We start from the raw sequence: 23,151 nt of genomic DNA, 5'->3' as shown, positions 1-23,151 counted from the left end.
TCGCCATGGCCGAGATGAAAGTTGAAGACATTCGCGCGATGAGCGACGACCAGCGGGAAGATGCGGTCCTGAACCTGAAGAAGGAACGCTTCAACCTGCGTTTCCAGCGCGCCACCGGGCAGCTGGAGAACACGTCGCGGATGCGGGAAGCCCGCCGCGACATCGCTCGTATCAAGACCATCGCCGCGCAGCTGCGCGCGAAGAAGAAGTAAGGGGCCTGCTATGCCGAAACGTACTCTGCAGGGCGTGGTCGTCAGCGACAAGCAAGCCAAGACCATCGTGGTGCGCGTCGATCGCCGCTTCACCCACCCGATCTACAAGAAGACGATCCGCCGTTCCAAGAACTACCACGCGCACGACGAGAACAACCAGTTCAAGCCGGGCGACATGGTCTGGATCGAGGAATCGAAGCCGATCTCGAAGCTGAAGCGCTGGACCGTGGTCCGGGGCGAACACAAGAAAACGGCCTGATACCTTCGGCCTGGCCGAAGTCATTCAGGGAAATTTTGAGCGCGCTAAAGCGCAGAAAGAGGACGAGGTGCATCAATGATTCAGATGCAGACCAACCTCGACGTGGCCGATAATTCAGGCGCACGCCGTGTCATGTGCATCAAGGTTCTTGGAGGTTCCAAGCGCCGCTATGCCACCGTGGGCGACGTTATCGTTGTGTCGATCAAGGAAGCCATTCCGCGTGGCAAGGTGAAGAAGGGTGACGTGATGAAGGCCGTCGTGGTCCGGGTCCGCAAGGACATCCGCCGCGCCGACGGTTCGGTCATCCGTTTCGACCGCAACGCCGCCGTGCTGATCAACAATCAGTCCGAGCCGGTCGGCACCCGTATCTTCGGGCCGGTGCCGCGCGAGCTGCGCGCCAAGAACCACATGAAGATCATTTCGCTCGCGCCGGAGGTGCTGTGATGGCTGCCAAGATCCGCAAGGGCGACAAGGTGATGGTGCTCACCGGCCGCGACAAGGGTCGCACCGGCGAGGTGTTCGAGGTGCGTCCGGACGAGAACAAGGCTCTCGTCCGCGGCATCAACATGGTGAAGCGTCACCAGAAGCAGACCCAGACCCAGGAAGGCGGCATCATCTCCAAGGAGATGCCGATCGACCTTTCCAACATTGCGTATGTCGGCAAGGACGGAAAGCCGACCCGCATCGGGTTCAAGATTCAGGCCGATGGCAAGAAGGTTCGTGTTGCCAAGAGCTCGGGAGCAGAGATCGATGGCTGATACAGCTTACACGCCGCGTCTGCGCGCGGAGTACGACAAGAAGATCCGCGGCATGATGACCGAGAAGTTCGGTTATGCCAACGTGATGCAGGTGCCGCGCCTCGACAAGGTCGTGCTCAACATGGGCGTGGGCGACTCCGTCAACGACCGCAAGAAGGCCGAGACCGCCGCTGCCGAGCTGACCCAGATCGCCGGCCAGAAGGCGATCGTGACCTATTCGCGGATCGCGATCGCGACCTTCAAGCTGCGTGAGAACCAGCCGATCGGCTGCAAGGTCACGCTGCGCAAGGCCCATATGTACGAGTTCATCGACCGCCTGGTGAACGTGGCGCTGCCCCGCGTCCGCGACTTCCGCGGCCTGAACCCGAAGAGCTTCGACGGCCGCGGCAACTATTCGCTCGGCATCAAGGAGCACATCATTTTCCCCGAGATCGACTTCGACAAGGTCTCGGAAGCGCGTGGCATGGACATCACGGTCTGCACCACCGCCAAGACCGACGACGAGGCGCGTGCCTTGTTGACCGCTTTCAATTTCCCGTTCCGGCAGTGAGTAGCTGAGCCAAAGCCACTCAAACGCGGATACCCAGGAGCCAAGCATGGCAAAGAAGAGTTCGATCGAAAAGAACAACCGGCGCAAGCGGATGGCGAAGAACGCCGGCCCGCGCCGCGAGAAGCTGAAGGCGATCATCGCCGACAAGACCAAGCCGATGGAAGAGCGCTTCGCGGCGACGCTGAAGCTCGCCGAGATGCCGCGCAACTCTTCGCCGACGCGCATCCGCAACCGTTGCGAGCTGACCGGGCGTCCGCGCTCGAACTATCGCAAGAACAAGCTTTCGCGCATCGCGCTGCGTGAACTCGGCTCCAAGGGCCTGGTTCCCGGCCTCGTGAAGTCGAGCTGGTAAGGGGAGGGTCGGAACAATGTCTACGCACGATCCGATCAGCGATCTCATCACCCGCATCCGCAACGCGCAGATGCGTTCGAAGTCCAAGGTCTCGAGCCCCGGCTCGAAGATGCGCGCCAACGTGCTCGAAGTGCTGAAGTCCGAGGGTTACATCCGCGGCTACGCCAGCGTCGAGCATGCCTCGGGCCGCAGCGAGCTCGAGATCGAGCTGAAGTATTTCGACGGCGAGCCCGTCATCCGCGAGATCGAGCGGGTGTCGAAGCCGGGCCGCCGCGTTTACGCCTCGGTGAAGAACCTGCCGCGCGTGAACAACGGTCTCGGCATTTCGGTGTTGTCGACGCCGAAGGGAATCATGGCTGACCACGAGGCGCGCGACGCCAACGTGGGCGGCGAAGTTCTCTTCACGGTGTTCTGAGGAAGGATTTTACGATGTCACGTATCGGCAAGCGGCCGGTGACGATCCCGTCGGGTGTGACGGCGACTGTCGAGGGCCAGACGGTGAAGGTGAAGGGGCCGAAGGGCGCGCTTCAGTTCGTCGTGCATGACGACGTCGAGGTGAAGTTCGAGAACGGCCAGGTCAAGGTCGCTCCGCGCGTCAAGACCAACCGGGCGCAGGCGATGTACGGCACCGCGCGCGCGCAGGTCGCCAACCTCGTCGAGGGCGTCACCAAGGGCTTCGAGAAGAAGCTCGAGATCACCGGCGTCGGCTACCGCGCCGCGATGCAGGGCAAGAACCTGCAGCTCGCGCTCGGCTACAGCCACGACGTGGTCTACGCGATCCCGGAAGGCATCACCATCGCGGTGCCGAAGCCGACCGAGATCACGATCACCGGCAACGATCCGCAGCGCGTCGGCCAGGTCGCCGCGGAGATCCGCGCCTACCGTCCGCCGGAGCCCTACAAGGGCAAGGGCGTGAAGTACGCCAACGAATTCATCTTCCGCAAGGAAGGCAAGAAGAAGTAACGGAGCCGGTCATGTCACTCAAGGTTACGAATGCCCGGCGCAAGCAGCGCGTGCGCCTTGCGCTTCGCCGCTCGGCAGGCGGCCGTCCGCGGCTGTCGGTGTTCCGCTCGTCCAAGCACATCTACGCCCAGGTCATCGACGACCAGAAGGGCGAGACGCTCGCCTCCGCCTCGTCGCTGGAGAAGACCATGCGCGACGCCGGCAAGACCGGCGCCGACATCGATGCTGCGAAGGCCGTCGGCAAGCTGCTGGCGGAACGCGCGGCGCAGAAGGGTGTCAAGGAAGTCGTGTTCGATCGCGGCGCCTACATCTATCACGGGCGCGTCAAGGCGCTCGCGGATGCGGCGCGCGAAGGCGGGCTCAGCTTCTAACCGAATTTGAACGATTACGAGGAAAGAGGCGCAAGCCTCCTAGAGATTGGAAAACACCATGGCAGGTGAACGCGAACGCGGCGGCCGCGAACGGAGCAGGGAGCGCGAGGAGCGCGACAGCGAGTTCGTCGACAAGCTCGTCCACATCAATCGCGTGGCGAAGGTCGTCAAGGGCGGCAAGCGCTTCGGCTTTGCGGCGCTGGTCGTGATCGGCGACCAGAAGGGCCGGGTCGGTTTCGGCCACGGCAAGGCACGCGAAGTTCCGGAAGCGATCCGCAAGGCGACCGAATCGGCGAAGCGCAACCTGACGCGCGTCGCGCTGCGCGAAGGCCGCACGTTGCATCACGACGTCGCCGGCCGTCACGGCGCCGGCCGCGTCTATCTGCGTACCGCTCCGGCGGGTACCGGCATCATCGCCGGCGGCCCGATGCGTGCGGTGTTCGAGACGCTCGGCATCCAGGACGTGGTGGCGAAGTCGATCGGCTCGTCGAATCCCTACAACATGGTTCGCGCGACTTTCGACGCGCTGAAGCATCAGGATTCGCCGCGCTCGGTTGCTGCGCGCCGCAACATCAAGGTCTCCACCCTGCAGTCGCGCCGCGTCGGCGGCGACGCCGAAGCGGTGGCGGAATAACAACGCGCGCTTCTCGAAGCGCTATTCGGAGTTACTGTCATGGCCAAGGCCAGCAAGACGATCAAGGTCGAGCAGACCGGCAGCGCAATCCGCCGCCATCACTCGCAGCGTTCGACGCTGATCGGCCTCAAGCTCAACAAGATCGGCCGGGTTGCCGAGCTGCAGGACACTCCTGAAGTTCGCGGCATGATCAGCAAGGTTCAGCATCTCGTCCGCGTCGTCGGCGAGTAAGCAGAGATAAGGAGAAGGGCGATGAAGCTCAGCGATATCGCCGACAACGCCGGCTCGCGCAAGAAGCGCATGCGTGTCGGCCGTGGCATCGGTTCCGGCAAGGGCAAGACCTCGGGCCGCGGCGGCAAGGGCCAGACCGCGCGTTCGGGCGTCCGCATCAAGGGTTTCGAAGGCGGCCAGATGCCGATGCATCGCCGTCTGCCGAAGCGCGGCTTCAACAACATCTTCCGGCTCGACTTCGCCGAGATCAATCTCGACCGTCTGCAGGAAGCGATCGACAACAAGCTGGTCGACGCCAGCGAGACCGTGACCGCCGAATCGCTGGTCAAGGCCGGCGTGCTGCGCCGCGCCAAGGACGGCCTGCGGCTGCTCGGCCGCGGCGAGATCAAGACCAAGCTGACCATCGAAGTGCACGGCGCTTCCAAGTCGGCCATTGCCGCGGTCGAAAAGGCCGGCGGCTCGGTCAAGATCCTGGCCCCCGCCAAGGAAGAAGGCGAGGCGGCGTAACATCTGCGTCATTGCCCGCGCGCGGCGCGGGCAATCCGCGGATCGAATGATGGACTTATCGAGGCCGAGCACCAGATAATGTCCGGTGTCTGCCGATTGCCCCGATAGAACGAGTTCTTGGGGCGTCGGCGAAGCGGGCTCCGGGAGAAAGCCGACCATGGTCTCAGCAGCCGAACAACTTGCCGCCAACCTCAATTTCGGACAGCTGGCGAAAGCCGACGAGCTGAAGAAGCGCATCTGGTTCACCCTGGGTGCGCTGCTTGTTTATCGGCTGGGCACCTATATCCCGCTGCCCGGCATCGATCCCAACATCTGGGAGCAGGTGTTCCGCAGCCAGTCCGGCGGCATCCTCGGCATGTTCAACATGTTCGCCGGCGGCGGTATCCACCGCATGGCGATCTTCGCGCTGAACATCATGCCGTACATCTCGGCATCGATCATCGTGCAGCTGCTGACCACCGTGTCGCCGCAGCTCGAGGCGCTGAAGAAGGAAGGCGAGGCGGGCCGCAAGACGCTGAACCAGTACACCCGCTATCTGACGGTGATCCTGGCGCTGTTCCAGTCCTACGGCATCGCGATCGGCCTCGAAGGCGCCGGCAATGTCGTCAGCGACCCCGGCATGTTCTTCCGGATCTCGACCGCGATCACGCTGACCGGCGGCACCATGTTCCTGATGTGGCTCGGTGAGCAGATCACCTCGCGCGGCATCGGCAACGGTATTTCGCTGATCATCCTGTCCGGCATCGTCGCCGAGCTGCCGTCGGCGCTCGCCAACATGCTGGAACTCGGCCGCCAGGGCGCGATGTCGACCGGCCTGATCCTGATCGTCATCGTGATGGCGGTCGCCGTGATCGCCTTCATCGTGTTCATGGAACGCGCCCAGCGCCGGCTCCTGATCCAGTATCCGAAGCGCCAGGTCGGCAACAAGATGTTCGAGGGCCAGTCCTCGCATCTGCCGCTCAAGCTCAACACCTCGGGCGTGATTCCGCCGATCTTCGCCTCGTCGCTGCTGCTGCTGCCGACCACGGTTGCGAATTTCAACGCCGGCAAGGGACCGGAGTGGTTCCAGTGGCTCACCACCCAGCTCAGCCACGGCCGTCCGCTGTTCCTGCTGCTCTATCTGGCGTTGATCGTGTTCTTCGCCTTCTTCTACACCGCGATCGTGTTCAACCCGACCGAGACCGCGGACAATCTGAAGAAGCATGGCGGCTTCATTCCGGGTATCCGGCCCGGTGAGCGCACGGCGGAATATATCGACTACGTGCTGTCGCGCATCACGGTGCTCGGTGCGATCTATCTCGCAATCGTCTGCCTGATTCCGGAAATTCTGATTTCCTATGCCTCGGTCCCGTTCTACTTTGGTGGCACCTCGCTTCTGATCGTCGTCAGCGTCACGATGGATACGGTGTCGCAGGTGCAGGGCTATCTGCTCGCGCATCAGTATGAAGGGCTGATCAGGAAGTCGAAGCTCAGGGGAGGCCGCCGCCGCTGATTGCGGCGCGGCTTCAAACTCAAAACACAGGTGTGCGGACGTCGCCCACCTAGCCGGGGGGCGAAACAGATATGAGATTGATCCTTTTGGGGCCGCCGGGCTCGGGCAAGGGAACCCAGGCGCAGCGGCTGGTGCACCGGCATGGCATCGTTCAGCTCTCGACCGGCGAGATGCTGCGTGCCGCGGTTGCCGCGGGCACCCCGGTCGGCTTGCAGGCCAAGGAGATCATGGCCAATGGCGGCCTGGTTCCCGACGAGGTCGTGGTGGGAATCATCGCCGACCGAATCGAGGAGCCCGATGCCAAGAAGGGCTTCATTCTCGACGGCTTCCCGCGCACCGTGCCGCAGGCGGAAGCGTTGGACGAACTGCTCCGGAAGAAGCACCTCAAGCTCGACGCCGTCGTCGAACTGCGCGTCAACGAGAGCGCGCTGCTCGCCCGAGTCGAGAAGCGTGCCGAGGAAACCCGTGCGCGCGGCGAGGAAGTCCGCCTCGATGACACGCCGGAGGTGCTGACCAAGCGCCTGGCGCAGTACCGTTCGATGACGGAACCGCTGATTCACTATTATTCGGAGCGGCGGAAGCTGCTGACCGTCGATGGCATGATGACCATCGAGCACGTCACCCGCGAGATCAACCGGATCCTGACCGCGCTCGGCGCGCTGGAACCGAAGGAGCACGAGGAGCCCAAGAGCGCTTCCAGGGCGGCTAAAAAGGCCAGGACGGCCAAGAAGACCGCCAAGAAACCGGCCAAGAAGGCTGCCGAATCTGCGAAGAAGGCCGCCAAAACGGCCGGGAAGGCCACCAAGGCCGCCTCCAAGGCCAAAGGCGCCAAGAAGGCCGCGAAGAAGCCGGCCAAAAAGGCCGCAAAGAAGTCTGCAAGGAGGGCCATTGGCGCTGCGAATGCCCGCCAGGGGGCAAAAGCCGCCAAAAAGGCGGCAAAAAAGCTCACGAAAAAGCGAGCTAAACGCTAGGAGCGGTTGACGAAACCGACATGAATCCTTTAATAAGCCCCGCATCCAAGTTGGATAGTTTTATGACGATGCCGGGCCCCAAAGGACACGAGGGGTGGGCGTCGTGTTCGCGTTTGTGGACACAAGCCCGCAAGTAGCAAGAACTTGAGAAGCCCGTATCCGTGATGGAGCGGCGACAGGAGAGAAGTCCGTGGCCCGTATTGCCGGCGTCAACATTCCGACCAACAAGCGCGTCCTGATCGCGCTTCAGTACATCCATGGCATCGGCCAGAAGAACGCTGCCGACATCATGGAGAAGGTGAAGATCCCGGTGGATCGTCGCGTCAACCAGCTGACCGACCAGGAGGTCCTCCAGATCCGCGAAGTCATCGACCGCGACTATCTGGTCGAGGGCGACCTCCGTCGCGAGGTCGGCATCAACATCAAGCGGTTGATGGACCTCGGCTGCTATCGCGGCCTGCGTCATCGCCGCGGCCTGCCGGTGCGCGGCCAGCGCACCCACACCAATGCGCGCACGCGCAAGGGGCCGGCCAAGGCGATCGCCGGCAAGAAGAAGTAAGTTTTGCGAATTGCAGGTGGGGAGTAGCGAATCGAAATTCGCTACTCGCCATTTGCGTTTTGAGGTGTAGCCGCTGGCACTACGGCGGCGTTGAGATCACAGGAAAGGTTTGAAATGGGCAAGGAAGCCACCCGCGTACGCCGCCGCGAACGCAAGAACATCGCCTCCGGCATCGCGCACGTGAATTCGTCGTTCAACAACACGACCATCACCATCACCGACGCGCAGGGCAACACCATCGCCTGGTCGTCGGCCGGCACGATGGGCTTCAAGGGCTCGCGCAAGTCGACCCCCTATGCCGCGCAGGTTGCGGCCGAAGACGTCTCCAAGAAGGCGCAGGAACACGGCATGCGCACGCTGGAGGTTGAAGTGGCCGGCCCGGGTTCGGGCCGTGAGTCGGCGCTGCGCGCGCTGCAGGCTGCGGGCTTCACCGTCACCTCGATCCGCGACGTGACCACGATCCCGCACAATGGCTGCCGTCCGCGCAAGCGTCGGCGCGTTTGATCTGTAAGTCGCGGGCGGCTTCTAGCCGCCCTGCGATGGTTTTTGGAATTGACCGCGCGGACTGATCCGCGATCTCCAACGCCAGGTTTGGCCATTCGATTGGCCCGATGACCGGCAAAGGGTGAAACAGTGACGATCCAGAAAAATTGGCAAGAACTCATTCGACCGAACAAGCTGCAGGTGACGCCGGGCTCGGACGCGAGCCGGTTCGCCACCGTGGTCGCCGAGCCGCTCGAGCGCGGCTTCGGCCAGACGCTCGGCAACGCGCTGCGCCGCATCCTGCTGTCCTCGCTGCAGGGCGCGGCGGTGCAGTCGGTGCACATCGACGGCGTGCTGCACGAGTTCTCCTCGATCGCTGGTGTCCGTGAAGACGTCACCGACATGGTCCTCAACATCAAGGACATCTCGATCAAGATGCAGGGCGAAGGCCCGAAGCGCATGGTCGTGAAGAAGCAGGGCCCGGGCGCCGTCACCGCCGGCGACATCCAGACCGTCGGCGACGTCACCGTGCTCAACCCCGATTTGCAGCTCTGCACGCTGGACGACGGCGCCGAGATCCGCATGGAGTTCACGGTCGCGACCGGCAAGGGCTACGTCGCCGCCGAGCGCAACCGTCCCGAGGACGCCCCGATCGGCCTGATCCCGGTCGACAGCCTGTTCTCGCCGGTCCGCAAGGTCTCCTACAAGGTCGAGAACACCCGTGAGGGCCAGATCCTCGACTACGACAAGCTGACCATGACGATCGAGACCAACGGCGCGATCACGCCGGAGGACGCGGTGGCCTACGCCGCGCGCATCCTGCAGGATCAGCTCAACGTGTTCGTCAACTTCGAAGAGCCGCGCAAGGAAGTCACGCAGGAGATCATCCCCGATCTCGCGTTCAACCCGGCGTTCCTCAAGAAGGTCGACGAGCTCGAGCTGTCGGTGCGTTCGGCAAACTGCCTGAAGAACGACAACATCGTCTACATCGGCGACCTCGTGCAGAAGTCGGAAGCGGAAATGCTCCGCACCCCGAACTTCGGCCGCAAGTCGCTGAACGAGATCAAGGAAGTGCTGGCCCAGATGGGTCTGCATCTCGGCATGGAAGTGCCGGGCTGGCCGCCGGAGAACATCGACGAGCTCGCCAAGCGCTTCGAGGATCACTACTGATCCGATTCTATCATCATGGCCGGGCTGTCCCGGCCATGATTCTACCGGGCGAACGCAGGTAGCCCACCTGAGCAACATGTCCGACGAACCGTCGCGGCAGATATAAAGTAAGGAATAGACTATGCGTCACGGCAAGGTTCATCGGAAGCTCAACCGCACCGCCGAGCACCGGCGTGCGATGTTCGCCAACATGGCGGCCGCGCTGATCAAGCACGAGCAGATCGTCACCACGCTGCCGAAGGCCAAGGAGCTGCGGCCGATCGTCGAGAAGCTCGTCACCCTCGGCAAGAAGGGCGGTCTCGCCCTGCGCCGCCAGGCGATCTCCGAGCTGCGCGACCAGGATCAGGTCAAGAAGCTGTTCGACACGCTGGCGACCCGCTACAAGGACCGCCAGGGCGGCTACACCCGCATCATCAAGGCCGGCTTCCGCTACGGCGACAACGCGGCGATGGCCGTGATCGAGTTCGTCGACCGCGACGTCGACGCCAAGGGCCAGGACTCCGGTCCCGCCCAGGACAAGGAAGCCGAGGCGGCGTAAGCCGGCTTCGAGCCAGGGTTTCGAAAGCGGCGCCTTCGGGCGCCGTTTTTGTTTGCGCCATGCCGCTTGATCCCCGTCGTCGTTCTGGCTTTCGCCAGGACGACATCGTCATTATCCTCCTCACGCATCAGTGAGATGCAATTGCGGCGCTTCATGCCGCGCCCGATATCTCCATCCACATCAACGGAGATGACAAATGAAAATCGACCTTTCCGGAAAGGCTGCGCTGGTGACCGGCTCGACCGCGGGCATCGGCAACGCCATCGCCAAGGGGCTGGCAGCAACCGGCGCCGAGGTCGTGGTCAATGGCCGCGGTCAGGCCAAGGTCGATGCAGCGGTCGCCGCGATCGCGCAGGCGGTACCGGGTGCGAAGGTGCGTGGCATAGCCGCCGACGTCTCGACCGCAGCCGGCTGCAAGGCGCTGCTTGCCGCGCTGCCGGAGGTCGACATCCTCGTCAACAATGCCGGGATTTTCGAGCCGAAGGGCTTCTTCGATATTCCCGATGAGGACTGGAGCCGCTTCTACGAGGTCAACGTGATGTCGGGCGTGCGGTTGTCGCGCGGCTACATGCAGGGCATGCTGAAGCGCAACTGGGGCCGCATCGTCTTCATCTCCTCGGAGTCCGGCCTCAACATTCCGACCGAGATGATCCACTACGGCATGACCAAGACCGCACAGCTTGCGATCGCGCGCGGGCTCGCGGAGCTGACCCGCGGCACCGCCGTGACCGTCAACTCCGTGCTGCCCGGACCGACGATGTCCGAGGGCGTCGAGACCTTCGTCAAGGATCTCGCCAAGCAGAACGGCCAGTCGGTCGAGGAGGCGGCCGCCAACTTCGTCAAGCAGCACCGGCCGACCTCGCTGCTGCAGCGCTTCGCCAGCACCGAGGAGATCGCCAACCTCGTGGTCTATGCCTGCTCGAAGCAGGCTTCCGCGACCAACGGCGCCGCGCTGCGGGCCGAGGGCGGCATCGTCAATACCATCGCGTGAGGGTGCATGGCGGCCTATGTGATTTCAGAGGTCGAGATGCGGGACGCTGCGGCATTCGAGGCCTATCGAACGCTGGCGGCGAAAACCATCGAGCAGTATGGCGGCCGCTACATCGTGCGCGGAGGCGCGGCTGAAGTGGTGGAGGGCGGTCCGGCGCCGAACGCGATCGTCATCGTCGAATTTCCGACCATGGCACGCCTGCGCGAATGGTACGGGTCACCGGAATACGCCGAGGCGCTGAAGCTTCGCGCAACCGCGCTGGAGCGGCGGCTGTTGTTCGTTGAGGGGGGACCGCCAAGCTAACCCTTGGCGCCGTCGAGAAACTCGCTGAAGCCGGCCGGACGGTAGGGGCCGAAGCATATCTGCTCCAGCACGCCAATTCCGGTCCGGTCGCCCTGGCGAGCGCGCACCACCTGCTGTACGTGCACGTTCTCGCGGGCCAGCGGATCGAGCGTCGCAGGATCGAACGACTCGCCGCCGATTTCGAGCTCGCCCTTCCACATGCCCTGGCCCCATTGCGGATGACCGTAGCCGAGGCCCTTCATCTGGAATTTGAGGATCGGATCGAGCGCGATGGTCGTGGTGTGGCCGTCGATGTCGACGAGATCGATTTCCGCCGACTGCGCCAGCCGCGTGTTCGGCACGTATTTGACGCGATGCCGCGCAGTCGCCACGCGGCGGTCGAGCCCGTCGACGACGCCGGGGATCTCGGCCTCGCAGCGGTAGAGCGGCGCAGTGATGCCCTCGCGGACCAGCGCCTCGCCCTGCGTCCCGTCGAAGAAGATGGCGTGCGAGATGTGGTCGTCCCAGACCAGCGGCGCCCACAGAAAGAACACGCTCGGCGGCGGCATCGGCGCGCCGCCGACATCGCGTTCGCCGACGTTGCGCACGCCCCAGGAGCGATCCTTGGTGCCGTAGCAGGTGCGATCGTCGACCTTGATCCCGCCATCGGGGTGACGGATGACGCCGCTCCAGCGGCCGAACTGGTCGAACCGGGTGGCATCCATCGCGCGGCGGCCGCCCGACCACAGCGTCTGCCGCGCTTCCTGGATCGCCGCCGTGCGCGCGGAGAAGGTCAGGTCGCAGGCAAGGCCGGTCACATTGTCGTCGAGCACGACCCGGGTCCGCAGCATCGGTTCGATCACCTCGAGCCTGAACGGGCCGACCTGCATCTCGGTGCGCTCGATCGGCGCCCGCCGCGACCCGTAGAAGCAGTGCTGCCGTCCGCCGCGCTCCACCACGCTGAAAGCGCAATCGAGGATCTTGCGATGCGGGTAGATCGCAATCCCGATGCCGAAATAATACGCGCCGTCGGCGGTATAGCCGTTGAACCAGGTGCGGTCATAGACATTGCGGTCGCTGGTTGAGGGAACCGCGATCGGCTCCGGCGTCTGATGGATGGGGAAATCGTCAAGTTTGTTGAGCACGCCGATCCCTTTCGATGTTTTTAGAGCAAGATGAGTTTGAATTGAATCGGTTCGACTACGCACTCACTCAACCTCTCCCCGATGGGGAGAGGTCGATTTGCGAAGCAAATCGGGTGAGGGGCTGCAGCTCTAGCGAGGGACCGGAACCCCTCACCCGGCGCTACGCGCCGACCTCTCCCAAGGGAGAGGTGAACCTCCGTCACCGATCCAGCTCAACCTAATCTCATCACGTCTCAGTCCTGCCAGTATGAGAAACTGTCGTGATCCAGGGCTTGCGCGCAGGCGCCGCGAGTCATTTTCAGGAACAGCGCATCGCCGCGTTCTGAGCGCTGCACGCTGAGCGCGGAGACGACGCCCATCATGATTCCATGCAGCGTGTAGCGCCGGTAATCCCGCCAGCACTGATCCCAGCCATAGTCGCGCACGCCGCGCCGGATCAGCTCGGAATGATATGATCGCACCAGATCAATTTCGTGTAATCGCCGCTCGGACGGGTCGATGCCGGCCGACAGGAAATAGGCGACGTCGACGATCCCTGGCCCCACCGTCAGCGTCTGCCAGTCCAGCGTCGCCATCGGACGAGTGTTGCCGCGGACCTCGAACAGCATGTTGTCGAGCCGGAAGTCCGCATGTTGCAACGTTCGGGGCGTCGATCGGTCGGACTGGTAGCGCGGTATCGCATCCGGAAGCATGTCGATCAGCGTCAAGAATTCCGGCTCGATCACGCCGCGATAGCGCTCCTTGTAGTGACCGATAATGCCGGGCAGCACCGCACGAAGGTCCCTGCGCCGGCTGGCGGCAACTGTGAAGCAATGCACCGTGTCGAGCGTCGGGTCGTTCCATCGCGGCGCATGCAGCGCGGCGGCCTCGGTCATGGCTGTCAGGCAGTCCGTGATCGCGCATCCGGCGAGCTGGTCGCCCGGTCGCGCGGGCGCCAGATCTTCCAGGATCAGCGTGAAGTCGTCGGTGGCCGGATCGATCTCGGCGAGGATCGGCCGCGGGGTGTGAATGGCGACGGTCGTCGCCAGCTCGCGATAGAACGCGACCTCGCGGACATAAAGCGTGTGCGCGGAGCCGGAACGGCGGCTGTCGGGATCCGCAGCCGGGAATTTGCCGACGACGCTGGCGGGAGCGTTCGGCTCATCGCCGTCATAGGTCAGACGAAATCGGTAGCTGTCGCCGACGAGGCCATTGCCGACGGGCTTGCGGACGAGATCGATGACCCTGACCTGATCGATCACACCGGCTTCGCGCAGTGCCCGCGTCATCCACTCCGGATCGATCCGCAACGGATCGGCCGTGAGCAAACTCATCGGTTTCCTCCCATCCCCTTGTATCCCCTTGGGGCGTCACCACCGTTCCGGCCGCGTCATGCGCGGCCCGATTGAGGACGGGGTGATCGTTGCCGCGGATCATACAGGCGATGGCGGCTTTGGCAAAAGCGCCGTGCCGGCCTGTGGGGATATCTCGGGAGGTGCGTAAGGTGGGGTAGCTGTTCTTATTGCGTTGCAGCCCCTCTCCACGGATCCTTTGGCCCAGCCGTCATTGCGAGCGAAGCGAAGCAATCCATCTTCCCGCAAGCGCGGTTGGATGGATTGCTTCGTCGCTATCGCTCCTCGCAATGACGACGGAGGCAGAGCCGCAATGCAATGGGCCTAACTGACCTAGGCAGCGGGCCTACCACCCTTCCAGCACGATCTTGCCGCGCGACTTGCCGCTTTCGAGCAGCGCGTGCGCGCGCTTGAGGTTGGCGGCGTTGATGGTGCCGAAGGTCTGGTCGAGCGTGGTGCGCAGCACGCCCTTGTCGATCAGGTCGGCGACATCGTTGAGCAGATGATGCTGCGCGATCATGTCAAATGTCTGGAACGACGAGCGGGTGAACATCGACTCCCAGTGGATCGACACCGCCTTGCCCTTGAACGCGGCAACGTTGAACTCCGGCGGATCGTCGATCAGGCCGAACTTGCCTTGAGGTGCGATGAAGTCGGCGATCGACTTGTAGTGCTGGTCGGTGAAGGTGAGGCTCGCGACGAGGCCGACCGGCGGCAGCTTCAACTTCTCGATCTGCTCCTTCATCGGCTGCGAGTGATCGATCACCGCATGCGCGCCGAGATCGAGGCACCACTTCTGCGACTCCGGCCGCGTCGCGGTTGCAACCACCGTCAGCCCGGTGAGGCGGCGCGCCAGCTGGATCAGGATCGAGCCGACGCCGCCGGCGCCGCCGGTGATCAGCAGCGTGCGCGGATCGAGGCTCTTGCCCGGCACCGCACCGAGCCGGTCGAACAGCAGCTCCCATGCGGTGATCGAGGTCAGGGGCAGGGCGGCGGCCTGCGCGAACGACAGCGACGCCGGCTTGTTGCCGACGATGCGCTCGTCGACCAGATGAAATTCCGAATTGGTGCCCTGGCGCAGGATCGAGCCCGCGTAGAACACCTCGTCGCCGGGCTTGAACAGCGAGACGTCGGGGCCGACCGCGTCGATCACGCCGGCCGCATCGAAGCCGAGGATCTTGTAGCCGCCATCGGTCGGCGCCGCGCGCTTGCGCACCTTGTAGTCGACCGGATTGGCCGAGATGGCCTTCACCGCGACACGGATGTCGCGCCCCTTCGGTTCGGGCTTGGCGATTTCGAAATCGACGAGCGAATCCGCCGCCTCGATCGGCAGCGACTTTTGGTATCCGATGGCCTTCATGCCTGGTCTCCCTGGTGGGCGATTGCCTGCCGTCTTACCTGTCGCGCTGGCGTCAATTTGGCAAGTACTGTAAATTCAGGGAACTAGTCCCCGTTTGGATACTATTGGGAAATATCAGATGAAACGGAAGAATTTTGCGCGCCGGCCGGGCTGCGCGGTCGAGGCCGCGCTCGACCTGATCGACGGCAAATGGAAGGGCGTGATCCTGTATCATTTGCAGGCCGGCACCCAGCGGTTCGGCGAACTGCGGCGGCGGATGCCCGGCATCACCCAGCGCATGCTGACCAAGCAGCTGCGCGCGCTCGAGGACGACGGTCTCGTGATCCGCAAGGTCTATGCCGAAGTGCCGCCGCGGGTCGAATACACGCTGTCCGAACTCGGCGAGAGCCTGCGTCCGGTGATCGATATTCTGAAAGCCTGGGGCGAGGGCCATCAGGAGCGGCTGTCCTGTGCGCCGGCACCGGAAATCGTTGTGAAGAAGAAGCGCGCTGCCTAATGAGCGTTCGCGCTTCACCTCTCCCGGAGGGAGAGGTCGGATCGCATCGCAAGATGCGATCCGGGTGAGGGATTACGCTCCACCGAGCAAGCGGCACCCCTCACCCGAATTGCTTCGCAATTCGACCTCACCCCATTGGGGAGAGGTAAGTTACCTCAGAACGCAACCTGCGTGCGCAGCGCGACCGCGTCGAACTTCGAGCCTGCATCGGCGCTCGAGGTCGCCGAGGCCTGCTTGGCGACGTCGCCGTGCAAATAATTCAGCATGAAGCGGACGTTGTTGTTGACGTACCAGTTCAGCGCGGCGGTGTAGACGGTCTGCCGTCCACCCGCGACGCCGACCGCCTGGCCGACCTGGTCGTTGAGGTTCATCGTGCTGACGCGGCCGGCGATTTCCCACGCGCCAATGCCGCCGCCGGCGAGCGAGAACGGATCGTGCGGCTTGATGCCGCCATAGGAGGCCGTGGCCGGATTGTAGGCGTGGTTCTCGCCGGTCAGCACGTAACCGACCTGCGCGTAGCCGCCGTCGAATTTCAGGCTCGGCGCGCCGAACGGCGGCAGCCCGGTATTCGCGGAGCGGTCGACATTGAACCAGTAATACTCGCCCTGTGCGATGAACGGGCCGTAGGTCGCGGCCGCCTCGACGCCGTAGACCTGCGCGCCGGAGACGTTGGCGATCGCACCGGTCGAGATCAGCGTCGTCGGATCGATGCGCAGCTCGGGCCGGTCGTTCAGCGTGAGCGTCTGCGCCTGCGTCAGCTGATTGCGCGGCGGCTGCACCAGCCATTCCGCGTCGGCGCCGATATGCACCGAGTAGTTCTTGCCGCTGATCGGATTGCCGGCGACGCGGACCACGCCGCCATACTGCTCGGACGTTCCGGCCGGCGTGACCGAGGACGCGGAGTGGATTGCGCCTGTCGTCGGCCCGGTGACATAGCCGCCGATCCAGAGCTGGTCGTTCCACCAGCGGGTGCCGGCGCCCGAGCGGAAATCACCGGCCGCGATGTTCTGCGCGATGATGCCGACCGAGGCGCGCTCCATGAACAGGATGTCGTTGGAGCTGGTCGATTCGTCCAGCGTCCACGGGATGTCCATGATGCCGCCTTCGATCGCCATCTTGCCGCCGAACGGCTTGAAGCCGGTGTAGCTCAGATAGGCATTCTCGACGCCGGAGGTGCCGCCGCCGGGCAGCGATCCCGCGGCCGCGCCGCCGAAGCCGTCGGCCGAGCCGCCGAAGTCGTAGATCAGCGCGTAGTTCCAGTCGCCGAAGAACTTGCCAACGATGCCGATGCGGGCGCGGCGCAGGTTCTCGCCGCTGTCGAGCTTCTGCGGCGAAGTGTTCGCGGTGTTCGGACGATAGTCGTAGCCGCCGACATCCCAGTGCACGCGGCTCGTGATCGCGACGCAGTTCTGTTCGTCGGCGGTGCAGATCGTCGGCCGGTTGTTCGGCATCGTCACCACGACGCCCGATGGCGCGACCGGGCCCTTCACCGGGATCGCGGCATTGGCGCTCGCGACGCGCGCGGCCTTCGCATCAGTTGCCTTGGCATCCGCCGCCTTGGCATTGGCGTTTGCACTGGCCGCGGTCGCGGTATTGGCGTTGGTCTGCTTCTGCAGCTTGTCGAGCTTCTGTTCGAGCATCTTCAGCTGCTGCTTCAGCAGCGCGATCTCCGCGTCGCTGCCGCCTCCGGCCGATTGCGAATAGGCCGGCGAGGCGGCGAGCGCCCCTGCAAGCCCGATGGCGATTGCACCAACTTTTGTCGCACCCATTGTGCACCCCTTCGTGTTTGAAGTCCCCACTCACTCACTGAGACGTCCTAGGAGTCGAACGTGACTGACGCACGACAGTGCTTCCAGGCCTCGCAGTTCCGCTTGTTGTCCGCAGGCAACAAGCGGAGCGGCGCAGTGAGATGACAATCATCATAGATGCATGGCGGCGCGCTTCAACGCGACGGCCAGGGGTTTTGCACCGGTCCGGCGGGGGGCAGTTATCCGGCCGGGCGCCCTTCAATTGCCGTGCGAACACGCCTATATTCCGGCGTTTCCACGAGAGGTGAGAATGCTCCAACCCATCCGCTTCGCTGCCATATCCGCTCTGTGCACCTTGGCTTTCATAGGGAATCTGTCCCCGGCTGCGGCCCAGGATCGTCGCGTGCCGTCGTCGCAGGCCGAGCTCCAGCTGTCCTATGCGCCGATCGTGCAGCGGGTGCAGCCGGCGGTGGTCAATGTCTATGCCGCCAAGACGGTACAGAACCGCAATCCGTTCCTGGACGATCCGATCTTCCGCCGCTTCTTCGGCGTGCCGGGGCAGCAGCCCGAGCAGATGCAGCGCTCGCTCGGCTCCGGCGTGATGGTCGACGGCTCCGGCCTCGTGGTGACCAACAATCACGTGATCGAGGGCGCCGACCAGGTGAAGGTCTCGCTCGCGGACAAGCGCGAATACGAGGCGGAGATCGTGCTGAAGGACAGCCGCACCGATCTTGCGGTGCTGCGGCTGAAGGGCACCAACAAGGAGAAGTTCGCGACGCTCGACTTCGCCAATTCCGATCAGCTGCAGGTCGGTGACGTGGTGCTCGCGATCGGCAACCCGTTCGGCGTCGGCCAGACCGTGACGCATGGCATCATCTCGGCCCTGGCGCGGACTCAAGTCGGGATCACGGATTATCAATTCTTCATTCAGACCGACGCCGCGATCAATCCCGGCAATTCGGGCGGCGCGCTGGTCGACATGACCGGACGGCTCGCCGGCATCAACACCGCGATCTTCTCGCGCTCCGGCGGCTCGCAGGGCATCGGCTTTGCGATCCCCGCCAACATGGTACGGGTGGTGGTGGCCTCCGCCAAGAGCGGCGGCAAGGCCGTGAAGCGGCCATGGCTCGGCGCGCGGCTGCAGGCGGTGACGCCCGAGATCGCGGAGACGCTGGGACTGAAGCTGCCGACCGGCGCGCTGGTCGCCAACGTCGCACCGAACAGCCCCGCGGCGAAGGCCGGGCTGAAGCTGTCCGACCTGATCGTCGGCATCGACGGCACGTCGATCGACGATCCCAACGCGTTCGACTACCGCTTCGCGACCCGTCCGCTCGGCGGCAACGCGGAGATCGAGGTGCAGCGCGCCGGCAAGCCGGTGAAGCTGACCGTGCCGCTGGAGACCGCGCCGGACACCAACCGCGACGAGATCGTGCTGACCGCGCGCTCGCCGTTCCAGGGCGCGAGGGTCGCCAACATCTCGCCGGCGCTGGCCGATGAGCTGCATCTCGACGCCGGCGCGGAGGGCGTGGTGGTGACCGAACTCGCCGATGACGGCACCGCCGCCAATGTCGGCTTCCAGAAGGGCGACATCATCCTGGCGGTCAACAACGAGAAGATCGTGCGAACCAGTGACCTCGACAAGGTATCGAAGGCGGGCTCGCGGATCTGGCGCATCACGCTGGTGCGCGGCGGCCAGCAGATCAACGTGACGCTCGGCGGATGAGCCCGAAACAACCGCGCGAGGCCAGCAACCTGTTCGCCGCGGCGGGGATGGAGCAGGACGCGCCACACCCGCTGCCGGACCGGCTGCGCCCGCGCACGCTGGCCGACGTCGTCGGCCAGGATCACATCCTCGGCCCCGACGGCGCGCTGACCCGTATGCTGGAGACGCGCACGCTGGGCTCGCTGGTGTTCTGGGGCCCGCCCGGCACCGGCAAGACCACCGTCGCGCGGCTGCTGGCCGATGCGACCGAGCTGCATTTCGAGCAGATCTCCGCGGTGTTCTCCGGCGTCGCCGACCTGAAGAAGGCATTCGATGCCGCGCGCGCCCGCCGCGAGACCGGCAAGGGCACGCTGCTGTTCGTCGACGAGGTGCACAGATTCAACCGAGCGCAGCAGGATTCCTTCCTGCCCGTGATGGAGGACGGCACGGTGGTGCTGGTCGGCGCCACCACCGAGAACCCGTCGTTCGAGCTCAACGCGGCGCTTCTGTCGCGCGCCCGCGTGCTGGTGTTTCACTCGCTCGATACGGCTGCGATCGAACGGCTGTTTGCCAATGCCGAGAAGATCGAGGGCAAGGCCCTGCCGCTCGATGCCGGAGCGCGCGCCGTGCTGGTGCGGATGGCCGACGGCGATGGCCGCGCCTCGCTGACATTGGCCGAGGAGGTCTGGCGCGCCGCGCGCAAGGGCGAGGTGTTCAACGCCGAGCAGTTGCAGGCCATCCTGCAACGCCGTGCGCCGATCTACGACAAGTCGGCCGACGGCCACTACAATCTGATCTCGGCGCTGCACAAGTCGGTGCGCGGCTCCGATCCGGATGCGGCGCTGTATTACCTCGCGCGGATGTTCGATGCCGGCGAGGACCCGCTGTTCCTGGCGCGGCGCGTGGTGCGGATGGCGGTCGAGGACATCGGCCTGGCCGATCCGCAGGCGCTGGCGGTCTGCAACGCCGCCAAGGATGCCTATGATTTCCTGGGCTCGCCGGAGGGTGAGCTCGCGATCGCGCAGGCCGTGGTCTATCTCGCCACCGCGCCGAAATCGAACGCTGTGTACACCGCGTTTGGCGCTGCGATGCAGACCGCAAAACAGGGCGGCTCGCTGCTGCCGCCGAAGCACATCCTGAATTCGCCGACCAAGCTGATGAAGTCGGAGGGCTATGGCTCCGGCTATCAGTACGATCACGATCAGCCCGACGCGTTCTCCGGCCAGGACTATTTCCCGGAGGCGCTGGGCCGCCAGACCTTCTACGATCCACCCGACCGCGGCTTCGAGCGCGAGATCCGCAAGCGGCTGGATTACTGGGCGCGGCTCCGCAAGGAGCGGGGCGGGAGCTAGCTAGCTAGATGAGATTAGGCTGCGGCCGCGAATAGCGCGCGGTTCTGACTGCGACGTGGAAGCCTCAGTTGCAGGAGCCCGCAAATGCCATATGCAACAGCCTTGGGTCGAGGAGCATTTGTGTGACTTCTGAATATTAGAAATGTATCTCTGAGTTGCCCGACGTGTCAAGTTGGCTTGTCGAACGCCGGCCGTCGACTACTTTGCATGGGGTTGTTTTCGATATTTTGCCACGCCCGCTGCGACGGCTCATAACTGCATATCGCCGTGGCGCTTACTTCACGCTCTTCACGAACTCCAAAATCTCGTCGGTCAACCGCGTGTCCGGGGTGTTGATCGCATAGACCTCCGACATGTGGCTGTGCTGCGGCAGCATGAAGCTGCTCGCGCAACCGCTCGGCCGCTTGCAGCTGGCCTGCTTCAACAGCTCGAACTGCTCGACGAAGCGCGGCGGATCGAGCTCGGCGGCCGTGATCAGGAACGGGATCGGGCTTGCCACCAGGCCCTGCAGCGAGGAGCGCTCGGCGTAGCGCGACGGGTCCGAGCCGTAATAGGCGAGCTCGGCGTCGCCGGCCGGCGAGGCCGTCAGATCGTAGATGCCCGACACCATGATCGCGCCGGCCAGGCCGCCGCCCTTCACCTTGTGGAATTCGCCGTGCGAGAGATAGCTTGCGACATGGACCGCACCGGCCGACTGGCCCATCAGGAAGATGCGTCTGGGCTCGCCGCCGCGGCTGGCGATGTTCTCCGAGACCCACTGCACGATTGCGCCGACGTCTTCCGCGCCTGCCGGCCACGGGAAGGCCGGCGCCAGGCGATAGGTGGCATTGACGCCGACGAAGCCGCTCTTCGCGGCCCACAGCATGACGTTGTCGTAGAACGGGCTGCCGGGGTTGCGCTTGTTGCCGGCAATGAAGCCGCCGCCATGGATGTAGATCAGCACCGGCCGCGGCGGCGCTGCGGTGTCCGGCGCGAAGACGTCGAGCAGGTGGCGGTCGGCGGGGCCATACTTGACGTCGCGCTCGACCTTGACGCCCTGATAAGGCTCCTTCTGCTGCAGCGGCGCGTAGAGTGCGGCGGTCTTGGGCGGGTCGACGACGCGGCCGAGTTCCAGGAGCTTCCAGGCCAAATCTTCCGGCATCGGGCTTTGCTGGGCCAGCGCCGGGCCCGTGAGCATCAGGGCCGCCGCCAAAGCCGATATCGTCGATCTCATTCCAAGGCTCATTCCAAGGCTCATTCCGAGGCGCTGCTCGATTGCCGCAAGCGGCCGAACATGGCCGAGTCGCGCCGGATTCACACCGATTTCGCCGTGACGATTCGCGGCATTTGCGCTAGGCACAATGCAGGTCTGGAGCCGAAAAACCACCATGAGCCGCCGTATCAAGAGAACCACATCGCCGGGCGACCGTGCCAAGGGGCATGAAAAGGGACGCGACAAGGACCGCGCCAATGAACGTGGCAAGGGCGGATCGGCGCAACGCAGCCGCAAGCCGGATGATCGTAAATTCGGTGAGCGCAAGACGAGTGACCGGCCGTTCGCGCAGCGCGCGCCCGGAAAGCCGCCGCGCTTTGCCGAGCCGCGCCGCGACCGCCAGGAGCGGGTAGAGCCCGCCGCTGGGAAGCAGGCGGCCGAGCAGCCATTGCCGACCAAGGTGCAGACCGTGGTCGTCACGGCAGACGAGAACGGCATGCGTGTCGACCGCTTCCTCGAGGCGCGGTTTCCCGGCCTGTCGTTCTCCCATATCCAGCGCATCGTCCGGAAGGGCGAGCTCAGGGTCAACGGCAAGCGCGCCGATTCCAAGGACCGGCTGGAGGAGGGCCAGAGCGTGCGGATTCCGCCGCTGCGGCTCGACACGCCGAAGACTTCAGGCACGCTCTCGGAGGCCGAGGCGAAGACGCTGCAGGCGCTGAAGGACATGACCTTGTACGAGGACGACGACGTGCTGGTGCTGAACAAGCCCGCCGGCCTCGCCGTGCAGGGTGGCTCCGGCATGACGCGCCATGTCGACCAGATGCTGGAGGTGATGCGCGACGCCAAAGGGCAGAAGCCGCGGCTGGTGCATCGTATCGACCGGGAGACCTCCGGTTGCCTGCTGATCGCCAAGACGCGCTTCGCTGCATCGTTCCTCACCGGTGCGTTCCGCCATCGCTCTGCGCGCAAGATCTATTGGGCGCTGGTCGCCGGCGTGCCGAAGCCGAAGCAGGGCCGGATCTCGACCTACCTCGCCAAGGAGGAAAGCGAGGAGGACAGCATCATGCGGATCGCCGAGCATGGTGACGAGGGCGCAAGCCACGCGGTGACCTATTACGCCGTGGTCGAGGCCTCGGCGACCAAGCTCGCCTGGGTCTCGCTCAAGCCGGTGACCGGCCGCACCCATCAATTGCGGGCCCACATGGCGCATATCGATCACGCGATCGTCGGCGATCCCAAATATTTCAACAAGGAGAACTGGCAGCTGCCAGGCGGCCTGCAAAACCGGCTGCATCTGCTGGCCCGCCGCATCGTGATTCCGCACCCGCGCGGCGGCGTGATCGATGTCAGCGCGCCGCTGCCGCCGCACATGCTGCAATCCTGGAATCTGCTGGGGCTCGAGGCCGACCGCTTCGACCCGATCGAGAACGCTCCCGAGGAGTGACGGGCCGGGCGCCGCCCTGCAATATCCGTCGCGGACAGCAAGAACGATCAAACCGCGC

General features: G+C 64.5%; 29 protein-coding genes. 24 read left to right on the top strand and 5 right to left on the bottom strand.

The features are described from left to right. The first annotated feature begins 5 nt into the window (after positions 1-5). From rpmC to AC628_RS11390, 20 genes are all read left to right on the top strand, one after another. Entirely contained in the window at positions 6-212 is a 207-nt protein-coding gene (rpmC, locus tag AC628_RS11485; RefSeq protein ID WP_021081654.1) for a 50S ribosomal protein L29, read from the top strand. A gap of 10 nt (positions 213-222) precedes the next feature. Then, positions 223-471, top strand: coding sequence for a 30S ribosomal protein S17 (gene rpsQ, locus AC628_RS11480; RefSeq protein ID WP_016843754.1), 249 nt, complete (start codon positions 223-225; stop codon positions 469-471). Between the two features lie 75 nt (positions 472-546). Continuing rightward, a complete protein-coding gene (rplN, locus tag AC628_RS11475; RefSeq protein WP_011473865.1) occupies positions 547-915 on the top strand; it encodes a 50S ribosomal protein L14 in 369 nt (122 codons plus the stop codon). Further along, entirely contained in the window at positions 915-1,229 is a 315-nt protein-coding gene (gene rplX, locus AC628_RS11470; protein ID WP_016843755.1) for a 50S ribosomal protein L24, read from the top strand. Before rplN ends, rplX begins: the two co-directional genes overlap by 1 nt. After that, complete coding sequence (gene rplE / locus AC628_RS11465) at positions 1,222-1,779, top strand: 50S ribosomal protein L5 (RefSeq protein WP_050420398.1); 558 nt, start codon at positions 1,222-1,224, stop codon at positions 1,777-1,779. The genes rplX and rplE overlap by 8 nt, the downstream gene beginning before the upstream one ends. 46 nt (positions 1,780-1,825) lie before the next feature. Next, on the top strand, positions 1,826-2,131 hold the full coding sequence (rpsN, locus tag AC628_RS11460) for a 30S ribosomal protein S14 (protein ID WP_074126938.1): 306 nt from the start codon (positions 1,826-1,828) through the stop codon (positions 2,129-2,131). A gap of 16 nt (positions 2,132-2,147) precedes the next feature. Next, positions 2,148-2,546, top strand: coding sequence for a 30S ribosomal protein S8 (rpsH, locus tag AC628_RS11455; protein ID WP_021081651.1), 399 nt, complete (start codon positions 2,148-2,150; stop codon positions 2,544-2,546). 14 nt (positions 2,547-2,560) lie between these two features. Further along, a complete protein-coding gene (gene rplF / locus AC628_RS11450; protein WP_021081650.1) occupies positions 2,561-3,094 on the top strand; it encodes a 50S ribosomal protein L6 in 534 nt (177 codons plus the stop codon). 11 nt (positions 3,095-3,105) lie between these two features. After that, positions 3,106-3,465: a 50S ribosomal protein L18 gene (gene rplR, locus AC628_RS11445; protein ID WP_016843760.1), complete on the top strand. Its 360-nt coding sequence runs from the start codon at positions 3,106-3,108 to the stop codon at positions 3,463-3,465. A gap of 58 nt (positions 3,466-3,523) precedes the next feature. Next, entirely contained in the window at positions 3,524-4,099 is a 576-nt protein-coding gene (rpsE, locus tag AC628_RS11440; protein WP_074126937.1) for a 30S ribosomal protein S5, read from the top strand. A 39-nt stretch (positions 4,100-4,138) separates the two neighbouring features. Further along, the gene (rpmD, locus tag AC628_RS11435) at positions 4,139-4,330 is read left to right on the top strand and encodes a 50S ribosomal protein L30 (RefSeq protein WP_024578582.1); all 192 of its coding nucleotides are present in this window, start codon (positions 4,139-4,141) and stop codon (positions 4,328-4,330) included. Between the two features lie 21 nt (positions 4,331-4,351). Next, entirely contained in the window at positions 4,352-4,837 is a 486-nt protein-coding gene (rplO, locus tag AC628_RS11430; protein WP_074126936.1) for a 50S ribosomal protein L15, read from the top strand. Between the two features lie 157 nt (positions 4,838-4,994). Further along, positions 4,995-6,329 (top strand): preprotein translocase subunit SecY, encoded by a 1,335-nt coding sequence (gene secY, locus AC628_RS11425; protein WP_024578584.1) that lies wholly within the window; start codon positions 4,995-4,997, stop codon positions 6,327-6,329. A gap of 71 nt (positions 6,330-6,400) precedes the next feature. After that, the gene (locus tag AC628_RS11420) at positions 6,401-7,300 is read left to right on the top strand and encodes an adenylate kinase (protein WP_074126935.1); all 900 of its coding nucleotides are present in this window, start codon (positions 6,401-6,403) and stop codon (positions 7,298-7,300) included. Between the two features lie 190 nt (positions 7,301-7,490). Continuing rightward, positions 7,491-7,859 carry a 30S ribosomal protein S13 gene (gene rpsM, locus AC628_RS11415; protein WP_016843766.1) on the top strand — a complete coding sequence of 123 codons (369 nt, stop codon included), beginning with the start codon at positions 7,491-7,493 and terminating at the stop codon, positions 7,857-7,859. 114 nt (positions 7,860-7,973) lie between these two features. After that, positions 7,974-8,363 (top strand): 30S ribosomal protein S11, encoded by a 390-nt coding sequence (rpsK, locus tag AC628_RS11410; protein ID WP_006021048.1) that lies wholly within the window; start codon positions 7,974-7,976, stop codon positions 8,361-8,363. Positions 8,364-8,492: 129 nt separating this feature from the next. Beyond that, complete coding sequence (locus AC628_RS11405; protein WP_074126934.1) at positions 8,493-9,512, top strand: DNA-directed RNA polymerase subunit alpha; 1,020 nt, start codon at positions 8,493-8,495, stop codon at positions 9,510-9,512. Positions 9,513-9,633: 121 nt separating this feature from the next. Further along, positions 9,634-10,050: a 50S ribosomal protein L17 gene (rplQ, locus tag AC628_RS11400; protein ID WP_021081645.1), complete on the top strand. Its 417-nt coding sequence runs from the start codon at positions 9,634-9,636 to the stop codon at positions 10,048-10,050. A gap of 196 nt (positions 10,051-10,246) precedes the next feature. Further along, the gene (locus AC628_RS11395) at positions 10,247-11,041 is read left to right on the top strand and encodes an SDR family NAD(P)-dependent oxidoreductase (RefSeq protein WP_074126933.1); all 795 of its coding nucleotides are present in this window, start codon (positions 10,247-10,249) and stop codon (positions 11,039-11,041) included. A gap of 6 nt (positions 11,042-11,047) precedes the next feature. Further along, positions 11,048-11,344: a DUF1330 domain-containing protein gene (locus AC628_RS11390; RefSeq protein ID WP_074126932.1), complete on the top strand. Its 297-nt coding sequence runs from the start codon at positions 11,048-11,050 to the stop codon at positions 11,342-11,344. Here AC628_RS11390 and AC628_RS11385 read toward each other — a convergent pair. The 3 genes from AC628_RS11385 to AC628_RS11375 all read right to left on the bottom strand — a co-directional run bounded on the left by AC628_RS11385 (position 11,341) and on the right by AC628_RS11375 (position 15,159). Continuing rightward, positions 11,341-12,468 (bottom strand): Rv3169 family protein, encoded by a 1,128-nt coding sequence (locus tag AC628_RS11385; protein WP_074126931.1) that lies wholly within the window; start codon positions 12,466-12,468, stop codon positions 11,341-11,343. The genes AC628_RS11390 and AC628_RS11385 overlap by 4 nt on opposite strands. 233 nt (positions 12,469-12,701) lie before the next feature. After that, a complete protein-coding gene (locus AC628_RS11380; RefSeq protein WP_074126930.1) occupies positions 12,702-13,781 on the bottom strand; it encodes a phosphotransferase in 1,080 nt (359 codons plus the stop codon). A 364-nt stretch (positions 13,782-14,145) separates the two neighbouring features. Next, entirely contained in the window at positions 14,146-15,159 is a 1,014-nt protein-coding gene (locus AC628_RS11375) for a zinc-binding alcohol dehydrogenase family protein (RefSeq protein ID WP_074126929.1), read from the bottom strand. A 118-nt stretch (positions 15,160-15,277) separates the two neighbouring features. Here AC628_RS11375 and AC628_RS11370 point away from each other — a divergent pair, with 118 nt between their 5' ends. Then, the gene (locus tag AC628_RS11370; RefSeq protein ID WP_074126928.1) at positions 15,278-15,655 is read left to right on the top strand and encodes a winged helix-turn-helix transcriptional regulator; all 378 of its coding nucleotides are present in this window, start codon (positions 15,278-15,280) and stop codon (positions 15,653-15,655) included. A gap of 155 nt (positions 15,656-15,810) precedes the next feature. On the opposite strand, the gene AC628_RS11365 is transcribed toward AC628_RS11370, so the two are convergent. Next, a complete protein-coding gene (locus AC628_RS11365; RefSeq protein WP_074126927.1) occupies positions 15,811-17,424 on the bottom strand; it encodes an OprO/OprP family phosphate-selective porin in 1,614 nt (537 codons plus the stop codon). Between the two features lie 289 nt (positions 17,425-17,713). On the opposite strand from AC628_RS11365, the gene AC628_RS11360 reads away from it, so the two are divergent. Together AC628_RS11360 and AC628_RS11355 are read left to right on the top strand one after the other, a co-directional pair. Further along, on the top strand, positions 17,714-19,126 hold the full coding sequence (locus AC628_RS11360) for a DegQ family serine endoprotease (RefSeq protein WP_074126926.1): 1,413 nt from the start codon (positions 17,714-17,716) through the stop codon (positions 19,124-19,126). Then, entirely contained in the window at positions 19,123-20,457 is a 1,335-nt protein-coding gene (locus tag AC628_RS11355) for a replication-associated recombination protein A (RefSeq protein WP_074126925.1), read from the top strand. The genes AC628_RS11360 and AC628_RS11355 overlap by 4 nt, the downstream gene beginning before the upstream one ends. 274 nt (positions 20,458-20,731) lie before the next feature. On the opposite strand, the gene AC628_RS11350 is transcribed toward AC628_RS11355, so the two are convergent. After that, positions 20,732-21,670 carry an alpha/beta hydrolase gene (locus AC628_RS11350; RefSeq protein WP_083632784.1) on the bottom strand — a complete coding sequence of 313 codons (939 nt, stop codon included), beginning with the start codon at positions 21,668-21,670 and terminating at the stop codon, positions 20,732-20,734. Between the two features lie 154 nt (positions 21,671-21,824). Between AC628_RS11350 and AC628_RS11345 the strand changes: the two genes are divergently transcribed. Beyond that, positions 21,825-23,093: an RluA family pseudouridine synthase gene (locus AC628_RS11345; protein WP_074126924.1), complete on the top strand. Its 1,269-nt coding sequence runs from the start codon at positions 21,825-21,827 to the stop codon at positions 23,091-23,093. Positions 23,094-23,151 lie beyond the last annotated feature (58 nt).

The organism is Bradyrhizobium sp. NAS96.2 (assembly GCF_001908235.1).
Lineage (GTDB): Bacteria > Pseudomonadota > Alphaproteobacteria > Rhizobiales > Xanthobacteraceae > Bradyrhizobium.
The sequence above is the reverse complement of the archived record's forward strand: the minus strand, read 5'-3'. Positions and strand labels throughout refer to the sequence as shown.

Excerpts from the sequence above, each read along its gene's own strand:
- rpmC (WP_021081654.1), top strand. The coding sequence starts at position 6 with ATGGCCGAGATGAAAGTTGAAGACATTCGCGCGATGAGCGACGACCAG.
- rpsQ (WP_016843754.1), top strand. The coding sequence starts at position 223 with ATGCCGAAACGTACTCTGCAGGGCGTGGTCGTCAGCGACAAGCAAGCC.
- rplN (WP_011473865.1), top strand. The coding sequence starts at position 547 with ATGATTCAGATGCAGACCAACCTCGACGTGGCCGATAATTCAGGCGCA.
- rplX (WP_016843755.1), top strand. The coding sequence starts at position 915 with ATGGCTGCCAAGATCCGCAAGGGCGACAAGGTGATGGTGCTCACCGGC.
- rplE (WP_050420398.1), top strand. The coding sequence starts at position 1,222 with ATGGCTGATACAGCTTACACGCCGCGTCTGCGCGCGGAGTACGACAAG.
- rpsN (WP_074126938.1), top strand. The coding sequence starts at position 1,826 with ATGGCAAAGAAGAGTTCGATCGAAAAGAACAACCGGCGCAAGCGGATG.
- rpsH (WP_021081651.1), top strand. The coding sequence starts at position 2,148 with ATGTCTACGCACGATCCGATCAGCGATCTCATCACCCGCATCCGCAAC.
- rplF (WP_021081650.1), top strand. The coding sequence starts at position 2,561 with ATGTCACGTATCGGCAAGCGGCCGGTGACGATCCCGTCGGGTGTGACG.
- rplR (WP_016843760.1), top strand. The coding sequence starts at position 3,106 with ATGTCACTCAAGGTTACGAATGCCCGGCGCAAGCAGCGCGTGCGCCTT.
- rpsE (WP_074126937.1), top strand. The coding sequence starts at position 3,524 with ATGGCAGGTGAACGCGAACGCGGCGGCCGCGAACGGAGCAGGGAGCGC.
- rpmD (WP_024578582.1), top strand. The coding sequence starts at position 4,139 with ATGGCCAAGGCCAGCAAGACGATCAAGGTCGAGCAGACCGGCAGCGCA.
- rplO (WP_074126936.1), top strand. The coding sequence starts at position 4,352 with ATGAAGCTCAGCGATATCGCCGACAACGCCGGCTCGCGCAAGAAGCGC.
- secY (WP_024578584.1), top strand. The coding sequence starts at position 4,995 with ATGGTCTCAGCAGCCGAACAACTTGCCGCCAACCTCAATTTCGGACAG.
- AC628_RS11420 (WP_074126935.1), top strand. The coding sequence starts at position 6,401 with ATGAGATTGATCCTTTTGGGGCCGCCGGGCTCGGGCAAGGGAACCCAG.
- rpsK (WP_006021048.1), top strand. The coding sequence starts at position 7,974 with ATGGGCAAGGAAGCCACCCGCGTACGCCGCCGCGAACGCAAGAACATC.
- rplQ (WP_021081645.1), top strand. The coding sequence starts at position 9,634 with ATGCGTCACGGCAAGGTTCATCGGAAGCTCAACCGCACCGCCGAGCAC.
- AC628_RS11395 (WP_074126933.1), top strand. The coding sequence starts at position 10,247 with ATGAAAATCGACCTTTCCGGAAAGGCTGCGCTGGTGACCGGCTCGACC.
- AC628_RS11390 (WP_074126932.1), top strand. The coding sequence starts at position 11,048 with ATGGCGGCCTATGTGATTTCAGAGGTCGAGATGCGGGACGCTGCGGCA.
- AC628_RS11380 (WP_074126930.1), bottom strand. The coding sequence starts at position 13,781 with ATGAGTTTGCTCACGGCCGATCCGTTGCGGATCGATCCGGAGTGGATG.
- AC628_RS11375 (WP_074126929.1), bottom strand. The coding sequence starts at position 15,159 with ATGAAGGCCATCGGATACCAAAAGTCGCTGCCGATCGAGGCGGCGGAT.
- AC628_RS11370 (WP_074126928.1), top strand. The coding sequence starts at position 15,278 with ATGAAACGGAAGAATTTTGCGCGCCGGCCGGGCTGCGCGGTCGAGGCC.
- AC628_RS11365 (WP_074126927.1), bottom strand. The coding sequence starts at position 17,424 with ATGGGTGCGACAAAAGTTGGTGCAATCGCCATCGGGCTTGCAGGGGCG.
- AC628_RS11360 (WP_074126926.1), top strand. The coding sequence starts at position 17,714 with ATGCTCCAACCCATCCGCTTCGCTGCCATATCCGCTCTGTGCACCTTG.
- AC628_RS11355 (WP_074126925.1), top strand. The coding sequence starts at position 19,123 with ATGAGCCCGAAACAACCGCGCGAGGCCAGCAACCTGTTCGCCGCGGCG.
- AC628_RS11350 (WP_083632784.1), bottom strand. The coding sequence starts at position 21,670 with ATGAGATCGACGATATCGGCTTTGGCGGCGGCCCTGATGCTCACGGGC.
- AC628_RS11345 (WP_074126924.1), top strand. The coding sequence starts at position 21,825 with ATGAGCCGCCGTATCAAGAGAACCACATCGCCGGGCGACCGTGCCAAG.